The 14,689-nt window shown below is 68.5% G+C and carries 19 protein-coding genes and 5 pseudogenes; 22 read left to right on the top strand and 2 right to left on the bottom strand.

The window, feature by feature from the left end; translation table 11 throughout:
- Positions 1-5: 5 nt before the first annotated feature.
- From rplN to truA, 22 genes and pseudogenes are all read left to right on the top strand, one after another.
- Positions 6-373: pseudogene (gene rplN / locus BJF85_RS17580) on the top strand (50S ribosomal protein L14).
- A complete protein-coding gene (gene rplX / locus BJF85_RS17575; RefSeq protein WP_075849096.1) occupies positions 374-688 on the top strand; it encodes a 50S ribosomal protein L24 in 315 nt (104 codons plus the stop codon). It abuts the pseudogene before it with no gap.
- Positions 688-1,257, top strand: coding sequence for a 50S ribosomal protein L5 (gene rplE, locus BJF85_RS17570; RefSeq protein ID WP_075849094.1), 570 nt, complete (start codon positions 688-690; stop codon positions 1,255-1,257). Before rplX ends, rplE begins: the two co-directional genes overlap by 1 nt.
- Before the next feature lie 2 nt (positions 1,258-1,259).
- The gene (locus BJF85_RS17565) at positions 1,260-1,445 is read left to right on the top strand and encodes a type Z 30S ribosomal protein S14 (RefSeq protein ID WP_075849092.1); all 186 of its coding nucleotides are present in this window, start codon (positions 1,260-1,262) and stop codon (positions 1,443-1,445) included.
- A 78-nt stretch (positions 1,446-1,523) separates the two neighbouring features.
- Positions 1,524-1,922, top strand: a complete 399-nt coding sequence (gene rpsH, locus BJF85_RS17560; RefSeq protein ID WP_075849090.1) for a 30S ribosomal protein S8 — start codon at positions 1,524-1,526, stop codon at positions 1,920-1,922.
- A 16-nt stretch (positions 1,923-1,938) separates the two neighbouring features.
- A pseudogene (gene rplF / locus BJF85_RS17555) lies at positions 1,939-2,477 on the top strand (50S ribosomal protein L6).
- Positions 2,478-2,479: 2 nt separating this feature from the next.
- Positions 2,480-2,878, top strand: coding sequence for a 50S ribosomal protein L18 (rplR, locus tag BJF85_RS17550; protein WP_075849135.1), 399 nt, complete (start codon positions 2,480-2,482; stop codon positions 2,876-2,878).
- Positions 2,879-2,912: 34 nt separating this feature from the next.
- Positions 2,913-3,553, top strand: a pseudogene (gene rpsE, locus BJF85_RS17545) (30S ribosomal protein S5).
- Between the two features lies 1 nt (position 3,554).
- Positions 3,555-3,740, top strand: coding sequence for a 50S ribosomal protein L30 (gene rpmD, locus BJF85_RS17540; RefSeq protein ID WP_075849087.1), 186 nt, complete (start codon positions 3,555-3,557; stop codon positions 3,738-3,740).
- On the top strand, positions 3,737-4,180 hold the full coding sequence (gene rplO, locus BJF85_RS17535) for a 50S ribosomal protein L15 (protein WP_075849085.1): 444 nt from the start codon (positions 3,737-3,739) through the stop codon (positions 4,178-4,180). The genes rpmD and rplO overlap by 4 nt, the downstream gene beginning before the upstream one ends.
- Before the next feature lie 331 nt (positions 4,181-4,511).
- Positions 4,512-5,819 carry a preprotein translocase subunit SecY gene (gene secY, locus BJF85_RS17530; protein WP_075849133.1) on the top strand — a complete coding sequence of 436 codons (1,308 nt, stop codon included), beginning with the start codon at positions 4,512-4,514 and terminating at the stop codon, positions 5,817-5,819.
- Positions 5,816-6,370, top strand: a complete 555-nt coding sequence (locus BJF85_RS17525; protein ID WP_075849083.1) for an adenylate kinase — start codon at positions 5,816-5,818, stop codon at positions 6,368-6,370. Before secY ends, BJF85_RS17525 begins: the two co-directional genes overlap by 4 nt.
- Entirely contained in the window at positions 6,367-7,185 is an 819-nt protein-coding gene (gene map / locus BJF85_RS17520; protein ID WP_075849081.1) for a type I methionyl aminopeptidase, read from the top strand. The genes BJF85_RS17525 and map overlap by 4 nt, the downstream gene beginning before the upstream one ends.
- A 262-nt stretch (positions 7,186-7,447) precedes the next feature.
- The gene (gene infA / locus BJF85_RS17515; RefSeq protein WP_030532868.1) at positions 7,448-7,669 is read left to right on the top strand and encodes a translation initiation factor IF-1; all 222 of its coding nucleotides are present in this window, start codon (positions 7,448-7,450) and stop codon (positions 7,667-7,669) included.
- Positions 7,670-7,745: 76 nt separating this feature from the next.
- Positions 7,746-7,859 (top strand): 50S ribosomal protein L36, encoded by a 114-nt coding sequence (gene rpmJ, locus BJF85_RS17510; protein WP_024876314.1) that lies wholly within the window; start codon positions 7,746-7,748, stop codon positions 7,857-7,859.
- Between the two features lie 215 nt (positions 7,860-8,074).
- A pseudogene (rpsM, locus tag BJF85_RS17505) lies at positions 8,075-8,451 on the top strand (30S ribosomal protein S13).
- Complete coding sequence (locus BJF85_RS17500; protein WP_075849079.1) at positions 8,451-8,642, top strand: hypothetical protein; 192 nt, start codon at positions 8,451-8,453, stop codon at positions 8,640-8,642. The pseudogene rpsM and the gene BJF85_RS17500 overlap by 1 nt, the downstream one beginning before the upstream one ends.
- 15 nt (positions 8,643-8,657) lie before the next feature.
- Positions 8,658-9,056, top strand: coding sequence for a 30S ribosomal protein S11 (gene rpsK, locus BJF85_RS17495; protein ID WP_075849077.1), 399 nt, complete (start codon positions 8,658-8,660; stop codon positions 9,054-9,056).
- Between the two features lie 23 nt (positions 9,057-9,079).
- Entirely contained in the window at positions 9,080-9,685 is a 606-nt protein-coding gene (gene rpsD / locus BJF85_RS17490) for a 30S ribosomal protein S4 (RefSeq protein ID WP_075849075.1), read from the top strand.
- Between the two features lie 91 nt (positions 9,686-9,776).
- On the top strand, positions 9,777-10,859 hold the full coding sequence (locus BJF85_RS17485; RefSeq protein ID WP_075849073.1) for a DNA-directed RNA polymerase subunit alpha: 1,083 nt from the start codon (positions 9,777-9,779) through the stop codon (positions 10,857-10,859).
- A gap of 76 nt (positions 10,860-10,935) precedes the next feature.
- Entirely contained in the window at positions 10,936-11,565 is a 630-nt protein-coding gene (rplQ, locus tag BJF85_RS17480) for a 50S ribosomal protein L17 (protein WP_075849071.1), read from the top strand.
- Between the two features lie 65 nt (positions 11,566-11,630).
- The gene (gene truA, locus BJF85_RS17475) at positions 11,631-12,470 is read left to right on the top strand and encodes a tRNA pseudouridine(38-40) synthase TruA (RefSeq protein ID WP_083666508.1); all 840 of its coding nucleotides are present in this window, start codon (positions 11,631-11,633) and stop codon (positions 12,468-12,470) included.
- A gap of 128 nt (positions 12,471-12,598) precedes the next feature.
- Here truA and BJF85_RS17470 read toward each other — a convergent pair whose 3' ends face one another.
- Positions 12,599-13,315: a hypothetical protein gene (locus tag BJF85_RS17470; protein ID WP_075849067.1), complete on the bottom strand. Its 717-nt coding sequence runs from the start codon at positions 13,313-13,315 to the stop codon at positions 12,599-12,601.
- Positions 13,312-14,489: pseudogene (gene eccE, locus BJF85_RS17465) on the bottom strand (type VII secretion protein EccE). Before eccE ends, BJF85_RS17470 begins: the two are co-directional and overlap by 4 nt.
- Positions 14,490-14,689: the final 200 nt, after the last annotated feature.

The following is a 14,689-nucleotide window of genomic DNA, read 5'->3' as shown; positions in this document are numbered from 1 at the left end:
TTGACGTGATCCAGCAGGAGTCGCGACTGCGAGTCGCCGACAACACGGGTGCCAAGGAGATCCTGACCATCCGCGTGCTCGGTGGCTCGGGGCGGCGCTACGCGGGCATCGGCGACACCATCGTCGCCACCGTCAAGGACGCCATCCCGGGCGCAATGTGAAGCGTGGTGACGTCGTCAAGGCCGTCATCGTCCGCACGGTGAAGGAGAAGCGTCGCCCCGACGGCTCCTACATCCGCTTCGACGAGAACGCCGCGGTGCTCATCAAGAACGACAACGAGCCGCGAGGCACGCGCATCTTCGGGCCGGTCGGTCGCGAGCTGCGCGACCAGAAGTTCATGAAGATCATCTCGCTGGCGCCGGAGGTGCTCTGAATGAAGGTCAAGAAGGGCGACACCGTTCTCGTCGTCGCAGGCAAGGACAAGGGCGCGAAGGGCAAGGTCATCAAGGCCGACCCGAACGCGCAGAAGATCCTGGTCGAGGGCGTGAACCGGATCAAGAAGCACACGCGGATCACCCAGACCCAGCGTGGCGCGGAGTCCGGCGGCATCGTCACGCAGGAAGCCCCGATCCACGTTTCGAACGTGATGGTCGTGGACTCGGACGGGAACCCGACCCGCGTCGGCTACCGGTTCGACGAGGACGGCAAGAAGGTTCGGATCTCGCGTAAGACCGGCAAGGACATCTGATGACCAGCGCAGAGACGACATACCCGACCCCGCGTCTGAAGGTCCGGTACCGCGAGGAGATCGCCGGCCAGCTGCGGGAGGAGTTCGAACTCCAGAACGTGCACCAGATCCCTGGTGTCACCAAGGTCGTCGTGAACATGGGCGTCGGCGACGCCGCTCGCGACAGCAAGCTCATCGAGGGCGCCGTGCGGGACCTCGCGGCCATCACCGGGCAGAAGCCCGAGGTGCGCAAGGCCCGCAAGTCCATCGCGCAGTTCAAGCTGCGTGAGGGCCAGCCGATCGGTGCGCGCGTCACGCTGCGTGGCGACCGGATGTGGGAGTTCCTGGACCGGCTGCTGAACATCGCGCTGCCGCGTATCCGCGACTTCCGCGGACTGTCGAGCAAGCAGTTCGACGGTCACGGCAACTACACGTTCGGCCTGTCGGAGCAGTCGATGTTCCACGAGATCGACCCCGACTCCATCGACCGCCCGCGCGGCATGGACGTCACGGTCGTGACCACCGCCAACAACGACGACGAAGGCCGTGCGCTGCTCCGCAAGCTCGGCTTCCCCTTCAAGGAGGCGTGACCATGGCCAAGAAAGCCCTGATCGCCAAGGCCAGCCGGAAGCCGAAGTTCAAGGTGCGGGCCTACACGCGTTGCCAGAAGTGCGGTCGTCCGCACTCGGTGTACCGCAAGTTCGGCCTCTGCCGCATCTGCCTGCGGGACATGGCGCACGCGGGGCAGCTGCCCGGCGTGAGCAAGTCGAGCTGGTGAAGGCGCCCCGATAACTCCCACTTCGCCACAGGCCCCACCCCGGTGGGGAACCAGGGCGAGAAAGGTTGACAGGTCACCATGACGATGACCGACCCGATCGCAGACTTCCTGACCCGTCTGCGCAACGCGAACTCGGCGCACCACGACGAGGTGACGCTTCCGCACTCGAAGATCAAGGAGAACATCTCCGCGATCCTCAAGCGCGAGGGTTACATCGCGGACTACCGCACCGAGCCCGGCGAGAAGCACCAGAACCTCGTCGTGAACCTCAAGTTCGGTCCGAACCGCGAGCGCAGCATCGCCGGCCTCCGCAGGGTCTCGAAGCCCGGTCTGCGTGTGTACGCGAAATCCAACAACCTGCCGAAGGTTCTCGGTGGCCTCGGCGTCGCGATCATCTCGACGTCGGCCGGCCTCCAGACCGACCGTCAGGCCATGCGCAACGGCGTGGGCGGCGAAGTCCTCGCCTACGTCTGGTAAGGGAGGGGACAAGGCAATGTCACGCATTGGAAAGCTGCCGATCACCGTCCCTCCGGGGTCGAGGTGAACATCGACGGCCAGCACGTGTCGGTCAAGGGGCCGAAGGGCACCCTCGAGCACGACGTGCCGGAGCCGATCGTCGTCGAGCGCGACGACGACGGCGCGGTGCTGGTCAAGCGCCCCGATGACGAGCGCGAGAGCCGTGCCCTGCACGGCCTCACGCGGACGCTGGTGAACAACCTGGTCGTCGGCGTCAGCGAGGGCTACGAGAAGAAGATGGAGATCCACGGGGTCGGTTACCGCGTGCAGGCCAAGGGCTCGGACCTCGAGTTCGCCCTCGGCTACAGCCACCCGGTGCTGATCAAGGCTCCGGAGGGCATCACGTTCAACGTGGAGAGCCCGACGAAGTTCTCGGTGGCCGGCATCGACAAGCAGAAGGTCGGCCAGACCGCTGCGGTCATCCGCAAGCTGCGGCGCCCTGACCCGTACAAGGGCAAGGGCCTGCGCTACGAGGGTGAGCGCATCCGTCGCAAGGTCGGAAAGACGGGTAAGTGATCATGAGCGAAACGGTTACGAAGCGCAGGCCGATCGGCAAGGACATCTCGACCCGTCGCCGCGTGGGCAAGGCTCGCCGGCACAACCGGCTGCGCAAGAAGATCGTCGGCACCGCGGAGCGTCCGCGGCTGTCGGTCAAGCGCTCCTCCCGGCACATCTACGTGCAGGTGATCGACGACGTCGCGGGTCACACGCTGGCCTCCGCGTCGACGCTCGAGGCCGACGTGGCCGCCGTCGAGGGCGACAAGAAGGCCAAGGCTGCCAAGGTCGGCGAGCTCGTGGCCTCCCGGGCGAAGAGCGCGGGCGTCGAGTCCGCGGTGTTCGACCGGGGCGGCAACGCCTACCACGGCCGGATCGCGGCGCTGGCCGACGCCGCTCGCGAAGCGGGGTTGGAATTCTGATGGTGAGCAAGTTCGAGAACGGAAGGAACGCCTGATGCCGGGACGTACGCGGCAATCCGGCGGCCAGGGCGGACCCGGCGAGCAGCAGAACCGCGAGCGCGGTGGCGGCCGGGACCGCAGGGACCGTCGTGACGGTGGCCGTGGCGGGGCGGCCCAGGAGAAGAACCCGCACCTCGAGCGCGTTGTAGCGATCAACCGCGTGGCCAAGGTCGTCAAGGGTGGTCGCCGCTTCAGCTTCACCGCTCTGGTCGTCGTCGGTGACGGCGACGGACAGGTCGCGTCGGCTACGGCAAGGCCAAGGAGGTGCCCGCGGCGATCGCCAAGGGCGTCGAGGAGGCCAAGAAGAACTTCTTCCGCGTGCCTCGTATCGGCGGCACCATCCCGCACCCGGTCCAGGGTGAGGAAGCCGCCGGTGTGGTGCTGCTTCGTCCGGCCAGCGCCGGTACCGGTGTCATCGCCGGTGGCCCGGTGCGTGCCGTGCTGGAGTGCGCGGGTGTGCACGACGTGCTGTCGAAGTCGCTGGGCAGCGACAACGCCATCAACATCGTGCACGCGACCGTGGCGGCCCTGAAGGGCCTGTCCCGTCCGGAGGAGGTGGCGGCCCGTCGCGGTCTGCCGCTCGAGGACGTCGCGCCGGCGCGGATGCTGCGCCAGCGTGCCGGACAGGAGGTCTGACATGGCGCAGCTGAAGGTCACGCAGATCAAGAGCACGATCGGGACGCGGCAGAGCCACCGGGACACCCTGCGTACCCTCGGACTGCGGAAGATCCGTCAGTCCGTGGTCCGTGAGGACACCCCCGACACTCGCGGCCTGGTCCACACGGTGCGGCACCTGGTGAACGTGGAGGAGGTCAAGTCATGACCATCAAGATCCATGACCTGAAGCCCGCACCCGGCGCCAAGCGCGAGAAGACCCGCGTCGGCCGTGGTGAGGGTTCCAAGGGCAAGACCGCCGGTCGCGGTACGAAGGGCACCAAGGCCCGGAAGAACGTGCCCGCCGGCTTCGAGGGTGGGCAGATGCCCATCCAGATGCGGCTGCCGAAGCTTCGCGGCTTCAAGAACCGCTTCCGTACCGAGTACCAGCCGGTGAACGTGGGCGACATCGCCCGAGTGTTCGCCGACGGCGGCAAGGTGGGCAAGGACGAGCTCGTTGCAGGCGGCCTCGTCCGTAAGGGCCACCTCGTGAAGGTGCTCGCGGGCGGTGACGTCGAGGGCGTCAAGCTCGAGGTCTCCGCCGACGCGTTCTCCAAGAGCGCCAAGGAGAAGCTCGAAGCTGCGGGTGGCTCGGCCACCACGCTCTGACGCTCGAGAACAGCCAGAACGGCCGCGGCCCGTCCGGTACCCACCGGACGGCCGCGGCGTTCTACGTTCAGGAGCTTCCCCGACGCCCGTGGTGTGACCCCGCTGTGAAGCCTGTGCGACTTAGGTAGGTAGCGTGTGGTCACTTGGGCCACTCGCTGAATTGCCAGCTGTGGGGGCTGTTAGAGTCGACGACGCGCTTGTGGACACCCCTGTGTGTTCCTGCGTGTGCCTGGCTCGCATCCGCCAGCGAAGTGAGTTGTCCCGCCGGCGGACGAGACCGTCGGCCAAGCCGATCGCCGGAACTCCCGGCGACGTCGAGGAGGTCCCCCGCGTGCTCAGCGCCTTCCGCTCGGCTCTCGCCACGCCGGACCTGCGCAAGAAGATCCTGTTCACGTTGATGATCGTCGTCGTGTACCGACTCGGTGCGGTCATCCCAGCGCCTGGCGTGTCGTACAGCAGCGTGGACGCTTGTCAGGCGCAGGTCGAGACGCAGAGCTTCTACTCCCTGCTGAACTTGTTCAGCGGCGGTGCGCTGCTCCAGCTCTCCATCTTCGCGACGGGCATCATGCCGTACATCACGGCGAGCATCATCGTGCAGCTGCTGACGGTGGTCATCCCGCACTTCGAGGAGCTGAAGAAGGAAGGGCAGTCCGGTCAGGCCAAGCTGACGCAGTACACGCGTTACCTGACGATCGCGCTGGCCATCCTCCAGTCCACCGGTGTCGTCGCGCTGGCCGAGCGCGGCGGGATGTTCCCGAACTGCACCGAGCAGATCTTCCCCGACAACAGCGTCGTCGCCATGACCCTGACGGTCCTGACGATGACGGCCGGCACCGCCGTGATGATGTGGATGGGCGAGCTCATCACCGAGCGGGGCATCGGCAACGGCATGTCGCTGCTGATCTTCCTGAACATCGCCGCGCAGATCCCGGCCGAGGGTGCGAACATCCTCAGCCAGAACACCCCGGTGGTGTTCGCGTTCGTCTGCCTGCTGGCGCTGCTGATCATCGCGAGCGTCATCTTCGTCGAACAGGGCCAGCGCCGGATCCCGGTGCAGTACGCCAAGCGGATGGTCGGCCGCCGCATGTACGGCGGGACGTCGACCTACCTGCCGATCAAGGTGAACCAGGCGGGCGTGATCCCCGTCATCTTCGGTTCCTCGCTGCTGTACCTGCCCGACCTGTTGACGAACATGGTCGGCGACCCGAACGACGCGTCGGGCTTCCAACGCTTCGTCTCGACGTACATCAGTGACCAGGGCAGTCCGGTACATATCGTCATGTACTTCGCCCTGATCATGTTCTTCACGTACTTCTACATCACGATCACCTTCAACGTGGACGACCGCGCTGAGGAGATGAAGAAGTTCGGTGGCTTCATCCCGGGTATCCGTCCGGGACGGCCCACCGCCGAGTATTTGCGCTTCGTGCTGAACAGGATCACGTTGCCAGGATCGCTCTACCTTGGCACCGTGGCTATCCTGCCGAACTTCTTCCTGTCCATCACCGGCGAAGGCCAGAACCAGAACTTCCCGTTCGGCGGAACGGCGGTTCTGATCATGGTCGGTGTCGGCCTGGACACGGTGAAGCAGATCGAAAGCCAGCTCATGCAGCGCAACTACGAAGGGTTCCTCCGATGACGCGTGTGCTCCTTGTTGGTCCTCCCGGAGCGGGCAAGGGAACGCAGGCCGTCGCTCTGTCCGAGCGACTCGCCGTTCCGCACATCTCGACAGGTGATCTGTTCCGTACCCACGTGGGGAACGAGACGCCGCTGGGCCAGGAGGCCAAGCGGTACATGGACGCCGGTGAGCTGGTTCCCGACTCCGTGACCAACGAGATGGTGCGCGAGCGGCTCGAGGAGCCGGACGCCAAGGCGGGCTTCCTGTTGGACGGCTTCCCGCGCAACACCAAGCAGGCCGACGAGCTCGGCGACATGCTCGCCGCGCAGAACATGCAGCTCGACGCTGTCATCGAGCTGAAGGTCAGCGAGGACCAGCTGGTGGAACGTCTGCTGGCCCGTGGGCGCAGCGACGACACCGAGGACGTCATCCGACGTCGCCAGCAGGTCTACCGCGAGGAGACGGCGCCGCTGCTCGAGTACTACGCGAACATCCTCGTGACCGTCGACGGTGTCGGCGAGGTCGACGAGGTCTCGCAGCGCGTGGTGGACGGGCTCGGCACGCAGTCGTGAATCTGCTCGGCCTGAGGTTGCCGCGGTGGGCGCGCCGCGGCGGTGCCATCCCCGCCAAGTCGCATGGTGAGCTCGAAGCCATGCGACAGGCGGGGCTCATCGTCGCCGGCACCCTCGCCGCCGTGCGGGAGGCGGCCCGGCCCGGGGTGAGCACGCTCGAGCTGGACACCCTGGCCGAGCAGCGCATCCGCGACGCCGGCGCGGTGCCCGCGTTCAAGGGTTACCACGGCTTCCCCGGGTCGATCTGCGCGTCGGTGAACGACCAGATCGTGCACGGCATCCCGACGGCCGAGCTGGTGCTGGCCGAGGGCGACCTGCTGTCGGTGGACTGCGGCGCCGTGCTGGACGGCTGGTACGGCGACTCGGCCGTCACCATCGCCGTCGGCGAGGTGACCGAACCCGACCGGAAGCTGTCGGCGGCCACGAAGGCCGCGATGGAGGCCGGGATCGCCGCCGCCGTGCCCGGCGCGCGGCTCACCGACATCTCGCACGCCATCGAGTCCGAGGCGCTGGCCAAGTGCGTCGAGGACCGGGTCGACTACGGGATGATCGAGGAGTACGGCGGGCACGGCATCGGCCGCGAGATGCACATGGAGCCGTTCCTGCCCAACGTCGGCAAGCCCGGCCGCGGTCCCGAGCTGCGGCCCGGCGTCACGTTGGCCATCGAACCGATGCTGACCAGCGGTTCGAGCGACACGGTCGAGCTCGACGACGGGTGGACCGTCATCACCGACGACGGCTCCCGTGCCGCGCACTGGGAACACACCGTCGCGGTCACCGAGGACGGCCCCTGGGTGCTCACCGCCCCGGAGTAGGCTCGCGGCGAACCCGCCTACCGCGCGTGACGAAACCGCGCGTATCTACCACAAGCGGCCCCGGTTTGGGAGTCGTGACACGGGGTGCGTAAACTGTCTAGCTGGTGCATGCTTCTGCGCCGGTTCCTGGGGCACCTGGTCACGGCAGGTGGTGGAGTTTCGGTTCCGAGATTCCCCGCAGCCTGGTCACGTGTCCCGATCGGTGCGGCGTGTGCGCCGGTCCAGGTAAGCACCGCTCAACCAATCACGAATTGCGGAGTACATGGCGAAGAAAGACGGGGCCATTGAGGTAGAGGGCCGCGTGATCGAGCCGCTCCCCAACGCGATGTTCCGTGTCGAGTTGGAGAACGGCCACAAGGTCCTGGCCCACATCAGCGGCAAGATGCGGCAGCACTACATCCGCATCCTGCCGGAGGACAAGGTGGTCGTGGAGCTCTCGCCCTACGACCTGTCTCGTGGTCGCATCGTCTACCGCTACAAGTGATCACGGAGGGCGTGGCGAATGCCTGAGCCCTCAGCGGTAGGGCACGCGGTTATTCGACACGACGAAAGCAGGAGACGTGAAGGTCAAGCCGAGCGTCAAGAAGATCTGCGACAAGTGCCAGGTCGTCCGGCGGCACGGCCGGATCATGGTGATCTGCGACAACCTGCGCCACAAGCAGCGCCAGGGCTGACGTAGCTCGTCCACTTGTCGACAGTGACCTGACACTGTGACAACACCACACAAGCCTCCCCGAACCTGCTCGCCGGGTAACACCGGCCGGGTTCGACCCCCGGGTCTTCAGGCCGGGGCCGGGACACCGCCCGCGCGAGCGGGTGGAGACGCGAGTCGTCCCGGAAGTGGTCGGGGAGCAGACCTGAAGACGAATAGAAGGAGCATCAAGCGCCAATGGCACGACTCGCTGGCGTCGATCTTCCCCGTGAGAAGCGGCTGGAGATCGCGCTGACCTACATCTACGGCATCGGCCGTACCAGCTCGCAGCAGATCATCGCGCGACGTCGCTGGACCCGAACACCCGGGTCAAGGACCTCGCCGACGACGACCTGGTCAAGCTGCGTGACCACATCGAAGAGAACTTCAGGGTCGAGGGTGACCTCCGCCGCGAGGTGAACGCCGACATCCGTCGGAAGATCGAGATCGGCTGCTACGAGGGCCTTCGCTGGCGCCGTGGCCTTCCGGTCCGCGGGCAGCGCACCAAGACCAACGCGCGCACGCGCAAGGGCCCGAAGAAGACGGTCGCCGGCAAGAAGAAGGCAGGCCGCTGATGACCGTCGTACGGACCAAGCGACGTGTGATGGGCGTGGGCGCAGGCTCCCGCCGCAATCACGCGACGTCGCCGAAGTCGCTGTACGCCCGTCCGATGGCGCTCCGCGAGCTCTACACCGACGCCGGGACCATCATCCGGCGCGGGCACCAGGAAGCCGCCGCGGCCGCCGACGAGAAGCACTCGCGCTAAGAGGAGATCACCCCAATGCCACCCCGCAGTGGCGGCGCCAAGAAGGTGCGCCGCAAAGAGAAGAAGAATGTTGCCCACGGGCACGCTCACATCAAGAGCACGTTCAACAACACGATCATCTCCATCACCGACCCGACCGGTGCGGTGATCTCGTGGGCATCGTCCGGCCACGTCGGCTTCAAGGGCTCGCGTAAGTCCACGCCGTTCGCCGCGCAGATGGCCGCCGAGAACGCGGCCCGCAAGGCCGCCGAGCACGGCATGAAGAAGGTCGACGTGTTCGTGAAGGGCCCGGGCTCGGGTCGCGAGACCGCGATCCGTTCGCTGCAGGCCGCCGGCCTCGAGGTCGGCACCATCCAGGACGTGACCCCGCAGCCGCACAACGGCTGCCGCCCGCCCAAGCGGCGTCGGGTCTGAGGAACGGGGAGGAGTAGACAACCATGGCTCGTTACACCGGCCCCGCGACGCGTCTCTCGCGTCGCCTCAAGACCGACCTCATCGGCGGCGACCAGGCCTTCGAGCGTCGTCCCTACCCGCCGGGCCAGCACGGCCGCGGCCGGGTCAAGGAGAGCGAGTACCTGCTTCAGCTGCAGGAGAAGCAGAAGGCCCGCCACACCTACGGCGTCCTCGAGCGCCAGTTCCGCCGTTACTACGAGGAGGCCGCCCAGCGGCCCGGTAAGACCGGCGAGACCCTGCTGCAGATCTGCGAGTCCCGACTGGACAACGTCGTGTACCGCGCGGGCATCGCGCGGACCCGTCGCCAGGCGCGTCAGCTCGTGAGCCACGGCCACTTCACGGTCAACGGCAAGAACGTGAACGTGCCGAGCTACCGGGTGTCGAAGTTCGACATCATCGACGTGCGTCCGAAGTCGGCGGGCATGCTGCCGTTCGTGGCCGCGAAGGAGGCGCTCGGCGAGCGTCCCGTCCCGGCGTGGCTGCAGGTCGTTCCCTCGTCGCTGCGCGTCCTCGTGCACCAGCTGCCCGAGCGCGCGCAGATCGAGGTTCCCGTGCAGGAACAGCTGATCGTCGAGTTCTACTCGAAGTGATCGACGGTGGTGGCGCGGACAGGCCGCGCCACCGCTCCGCCATCCCTTTCGGCGTCATATGGCGGTCGCCGGCAGGAAAGGACAAGGAACAGTGCTGATTTCCCAGCGACCGGCTCTCGGCGAAGAGACGGTCAACGAGACCCGGTCCCGGTTCACCATCGAGCCGCTCGAGCCGGGCTTCGGCTACACGCTCGGCAACTCGCTTCGGCGCACGTTGCTGTCGTCGATCCCGGGTGCTGCTGTCACGAGCATCCGCATCGACGGCGTCCTGCACGAGTTCACCACCGTTCCGGGGGTGAAGGAGGATGTCACCGAGATCATCCTGAACCTCAAGGAGCTCGTGGTGTCCTCCGAGGAGGACGAGCCGGTCACCATGTACCTGCGCAAGCAGGGCCCCGGTGAGGTCACCGCGGCGGACATCGTCCCGCCGGCCGGCGTGACCGTGCACAACCCGGATCTGCACATCGCCTGGCTGAACGACAAGGGCAAGCTCGAGGTCGAGCTCGTCGTCGAGCGCGGCCGCGGCTACGTGCCGGCCCTGCAGAACAAGCAGGCGGGTGCCGAGATCGGCCGGATCCCGGTCGACTCGATCTACTCGCCGGTGCTGAAGGTGACGTACAAGGTCGAGGCCACGCGTGTCGAGCAGCGGACCGACTTCGACAAGCTGATCCTGGACGTGGAGACCAAGCCGTCGATCACGCCGCGCGACGCCGTCGCGTCGGCGGGTAAGACGCTCGTCGAGCTGTTCGGCCTGGCCCGGGAGCTCAACGTCGACGCGGAGGGCATCGAGATCGGGCCGTCGCCGCAGGAGGCGGACACCATCGCCGCCTACGCGATGCCGATCGAGGACCTGGACCTGACGGTGCGGTCCTACAACTGCCTCAAGCGCGAGGGAATCCACACGGTCGGCGAACTGGTCTCGCGCAGCGAGGCCGACCTGCTGGACATCCGCAACTTCGGTGCGAAGTCGATCGACGAGGTCAAGATGAAGCTCGTCGGCCTCGGCCTCGCGCTCAAGGACAGCCCGCCCGGGTTCGACCCGACGACCGCGGCCGCCAACTACGACGACGGTGGCGACGGCTGGGGCGACGACATGCCGGTCGACGTTCCCGGTGGCTTGTCCGACAACGGCCACGACGATGGCCAGGACTACGCAGAGACGGAGCAGCTGTAGGACCCGACGACGGTGGTCGGCCGCCCGCGCGGCCGGCCACCGGGTCTCGCAGCTGAGAAGCTAACGAGGAGAACCGATGCCCACCCCCACCAAGGGACGCCGTCTCGGTGGATCGCCGTCGCATGAACGGCTGATGCTGGCGAACCTGGCCACGTCGCTGTTCGAGCACGGCAAGATCACCACCACCGAGGCCAAGGCCAGGCGTGTCCGGCCGCTCGCGGAGAAGCTGATCACGAAGGCCAAGCGCGGCGACGTGCACAACCGGCGTCAGATCATGCGGACCATCCGCAACAAGGACGTCGTGCACAAGCTGGTCGACGAGATCGGTCCGCACTTCTCCGACCGCAACGGCGGCTACGTCCGCATCACCAAGACGATGCCGCGCAAGGGCGACAACGCCCCGATGGCGGTCATCGAGCTGGTGGCGGAGAAGACCGTGACGTCGGAGGCCGAGAAGGCCCGCGGCACCAAGTTCGCGGCCGACGAGAAGGCCGCAGCCGCTGCGCCCGCCGAGGAGACGACCGAGGTCGTCGAGGCGGCCGACTCGGCCGACAGCGCCGACTCGGCGGACTCCGCCGACAGTGCCGACTCGGCCGACAGCGCTGACTCCGCTGACAGCGCCGACTCCGCCGACTCGGCCGACAGCCCGGACGCCGAGGCCGACGAGTCCGACGAGGCCAAGTCCGAGAAGAAGGACGAAGCCTGACAGGCAGTTCCGCATCGAACGAGCCCGCCGTTCCCACTGGGGAGGGCGGGCTCGTTCGTCTGCGTCTGGACGTGTCGTACGACGGCACGGACTTCTCCGGGTGGGCCCGGCAGCCGGGCCGGCGCACGGTCCAGGGTGAGCTGGAGGAGGCCCTGGCGAAGCAGCCGCCGGGCGCGGCGGTGCCCAGGTCGGTGGTGGTCGCCGGCCGCACGGACGCCGGGGTGCACGCCGACGGTCAGGTGGTGCACGTCGACGTCGAGCCCTACGAGGGGCAGCCGACGTCGCGCAGGCTGACCGTCGACGAGCGGGGCCTGCCCGACCTGGACCGGATGCGGCACCGCTGGAACCGCATCCTGCCGCCCGACGTGCGCGTGCGGGGTGTTCGCGTCGCGCCGGAGGGTTTCGACGCGCGGTTCTCGGCGGTGGCGCGGCGGTACCGGTATCAGGTGTCGGACGCGCCGTGGGGCGTCGACCCGCTGCGACGCCGGGACACCCTCGCGCACGGGCGCCCGCTGGATGTGGCGGCGTTGCAGGAGGCGGCCGGCGAGCTGCTGGGGTTGCAGGACTTCGCGGCCTACTGCAAGCAGCGCGAGGGCGCGACGACGATCCGCGAACTCCAGGACTTCACGTGGCGCCGGGTCGGCGAGCACGAGGTGCACGCCGACGTGCAGGCCGACGCGTTCTGCCATTCGATGGTGCGCAGCCTCGTGGGGGCGCTGCTGTTGGTGGGCGACGGCCGCCGCGACGTCACGTGGCCGCGGCGCGTGCTCGAGAGCCAGGTGCGCGACAGTGCCGTCGCCCCGGCCCACGGCCTCACGCTGGTCGCCGTCGACTACCCCCCGGACGCCTACCTGGCCACCAGGGCAAGCCAAACCAGGGCCGTCCGCGAAACCCCCCACGCGTAACCGGCAATGCGACCGAGGGCCCCATGGTCGCGTTCAACGCGACCGCCCGTCGCCCGACCACCACCCCTCAACGACGCGCTGCCGCGCGGCTGCGTTCGATGGGCCTCGGGAGCTTTTGAACGTGCGGGTCAGTCGCCGCGGCGGACGGGGCCGAGGATGGCCTGTTCCTTGCTGGTGGTGACGAGTCGGAGGGGGCGCCAGAGGTTGCGGCCGAGGGCCACGACCTGGTCGTCCTTGAGGGTCGTCAGCTGCCGGGTCATCTGCTGCGGCAGCCGCCAGATCTGGGCGGCCAGGTCGGCCTGACCGGCGGGCAGCCGCTGCATCAGCACGAGGTCGGCGCCGTTGGCGACGGCGGTGGCCTGCGGGTGCAGGTACGGAAGCACGTACACCGTCGTCTGCCAGGGCGAACGCGGCGGGAACAGGTCCTGCGGCGTCGGCCCGCCGTCGTTGACCACCAGCAGCGGCGCGTCCTCCGACGGCCGCGGCAGTTCGACGGGGGAGAGCCTGCGGATCTGCACCAGCGGTGAGGGCTGGCCGTTCTGCGTGCCGGCCGCCTTCTGCAGCACGTGCCACGCGGCGGGACGTCCGGTGGCCACGATGCACCACGCACCGACGGCCATGGCCCGCATCGCCACCTGCCGCGCCAGGTACAGCCCGCCGACGAGCACCACGCGCGTCGGCACCGACCGCAGCGCCGACACGGTCAGCGGCTCACCCTGCAGCCCGGAGCCCAGGATGATGCCGCCGCGGTCGCCGGACGGGCTGACGGCGTCGAGCAGCGCCGGGTCGGCGATGAACTCGGGTGCGACCCCGTCGATCTTCGTGGGGTCCTGCAGGCGGCTCATGCGGTGCCTCCGAGCGGGATCGTCGCGGCCAGTCCGTCGGTCTGCTTGCCCTTCAGCGGGGTCAGCGTGACGCCGACCCGGTCGGCGAGGCTTTCGAGCCGCTGGTCGGCGGCGTCGAGCTCCCGCGGGTTCCGCGCGCTCACCCGGACACGCCGCGCAGCGACACCTTGCCCTCGTCCTCGGCGGGCGAGATCGACATGCCGACCGTCGAGGACAGGGCGCGCACGCTCGTCAGGGAGTTGAGGTTCTCGGTGACCTTGCCCTTGGGCCAGCCGGTGATGGCGTAGCTGGCGTGGCCGATGCCGGCGGCCGTCACGCCCGTCCACTTCTCCTTGAGCGCCACCTTCTGACCGGAGCCGACGACGCCGGTCAGTTCGGCGGCCGAGACCCCCGCACGCAGCAGCTCGTCCGCGTTCAGCGGCCGCGTGGGCACACCGTTCGACTCGAGGGCGTTGCGGACGCGGGACAGCGCGCCCATCAGCGCCCGGTGGGCGCCGACGACGCCGCCACCACGTTCGCGCACGGCCTCGGCGCAGCGCTTCGGGTCGAGGCGCAGCGAGATCCACGTCGTGCGTCGCGCGGCGGCGGGCAACGGCCCGAGCACCTCCATGTAGGAGCTCAACGCGGGCGAGTCGGCGGGCAGGGCGGCGCTTCCGGGGTAGCAGTGCCACGTCATCTGGATGGAGTCGAGCACGACGCCGCGGTCCTCGAGGCACGGTGCCAACGCCGACAGCGGCAGGCTCGGCGCACCGCCTGCCTGCGTGACGAGCGCGGGCGTGGGCTCGACGAGCAGTACCGCCGTCCACGTGCCGTCGTGCCAGGCGAGGCCGACGTCGGAGTGCTCGTGGTCCTTGCCGTGCGCGACGATCAGGCCGGGGATGGCCAGGCGCAGCAGGTTGACGCGAACGTCGTCACCGCCGATGACCGTCTCCTCCTCGTCGGCCACCGATTCGATGGACTTGGGAGGGGGCGGGGTCGCGCTGCGCGCGCGGGTGCGGAACGTGTATCGCGTGGTCAGGCCGGCCCACTGCGTGAACCACTGGCCGTTCCACCGCAGCAGCGCCAGCACGATCGTCACGGCGAGGACGCCGACGCCGACCCACAGCAGCGACTGGCTGATGGCCAGCAGGATCAGGCCGATGGCCAGGCCGACCTCGATGAGCACGACGTTCATCACCGGGAACGGGCCGAGGCTCGCGCCGTGCGTGCGCTTGTGCGCGGGCGGCGCGTTCCGGGGCTTCGGCGGTTCCGGGGGTTTCTGGGGCGGCGGCTCGGAGCCGCTCGGTCCACCGGGTCCACCGGGTCCACCGGGGCCGCCCGGGCCACCGGGACCGCCACCGCCGGGGCCGCCCGGGCCACCCGGTCCGCCGGGGC

This window comes from Saccharomonospora sp. CUA-673, assembly GCF_001942305.1.
GTDB lineage: Bacteria > Actinomycetota > Actinomycetes > Mycobacteriales > Pseudonocardiaceae > Prauserella.
This window is presented reverse-complemented; position numbering and strand designations above follow the sequence as displayed.

Coding starts and splice junctions, on each gene's coding strand:
- BJF85_RS17470 (WP_075849067.1), bottom strand. CDS start 13,315: ATGAGCCGCCTGCAGGACCCCACGAAGATCGACGGGGTCGCACCCGAG.
- BJF85_RS17565 (WP_075849092.1), top strand. CDS start 1,260: ATGGCCAAGAAAGCCCTGATCGCCAAGGCCAGCCGGAAGCCGAAGTTC.
- rpmD (WP_075849087.1), top strand. CDS start 3,555: ATGGCGCAGCTGAAGGTCACGCAGATCAAGAGCACGATCGGGACGCGG.
- rplE (WP_075849094.1), top strand. CDS start 688: ATGACCAGCGCAGAGACGACATACCCGACCCCGCGTCTGAAGGTCCGG.
- rplX (WP_075849096.1), top strand. CDS start 374: ATGAAGGTCAAGAAGGGCGACACCGTTCTCGTCGTCGCAGGCAAGGAC.
- rpsK (WP_075849077.1), top strand. CDS start 8,658: ATGCCACCCCGCAGTGGCGGCGCCAAGAAGGTGCGCCGCAAAGAGAAG.
- rplQ (WP_075849071.1), top strand. CDS start 10,936: ATGCCCACCCCCACCAAGGGACGCCGTCTCGGTGGATCGCCGTCGCAT.
- rpsD (WP_075849075.1), top strand. CDS start 9,080: ATGGCTCGTTACACCGGCCCCGCGACGCGTCTCTCGCGTCGCCTCAAG.
- infA (WP_030532868.1), top strand. CDS start 7,448: ATGGCGAAGAAAGACGGGGCCATTGAGGTAGAGGGCCGCGTGATCGAG.
- BJF85_RS17525 (WP_075849083.1), top strand. CDS start 5,816: ATGACGCGTGTGCTCCTTGTTGGTCCTCCCGGAGCGGGCAAGGGAACG.
- BJF85_RS17500 (WP_075849079.1), top strand. CDS start 8,451: ATGACCGTCGTACGGACCAAGCGACGTGTGATGGGCGTGGGCGCAGGC.
- rpsH (WP_075849090.1), top strand. CDS start 1,524: ATGACGATGACCGACCCGATCGCAGACTTCCTGACCCGTCTGCGCAAC.
- rplO (WP_075849085.1), top strand. CDS start 3,737: ATGACCATCAAGATCCATGACCTGAAGCCCGCACCCGGCGCCAAGCGC.
- rplR (WP_075849135.1), top strand. CDS start 2,480: ATGAGCGAAACGGTTACGAAGCGCAGGCCGATCGGCAAGGACATCTCG.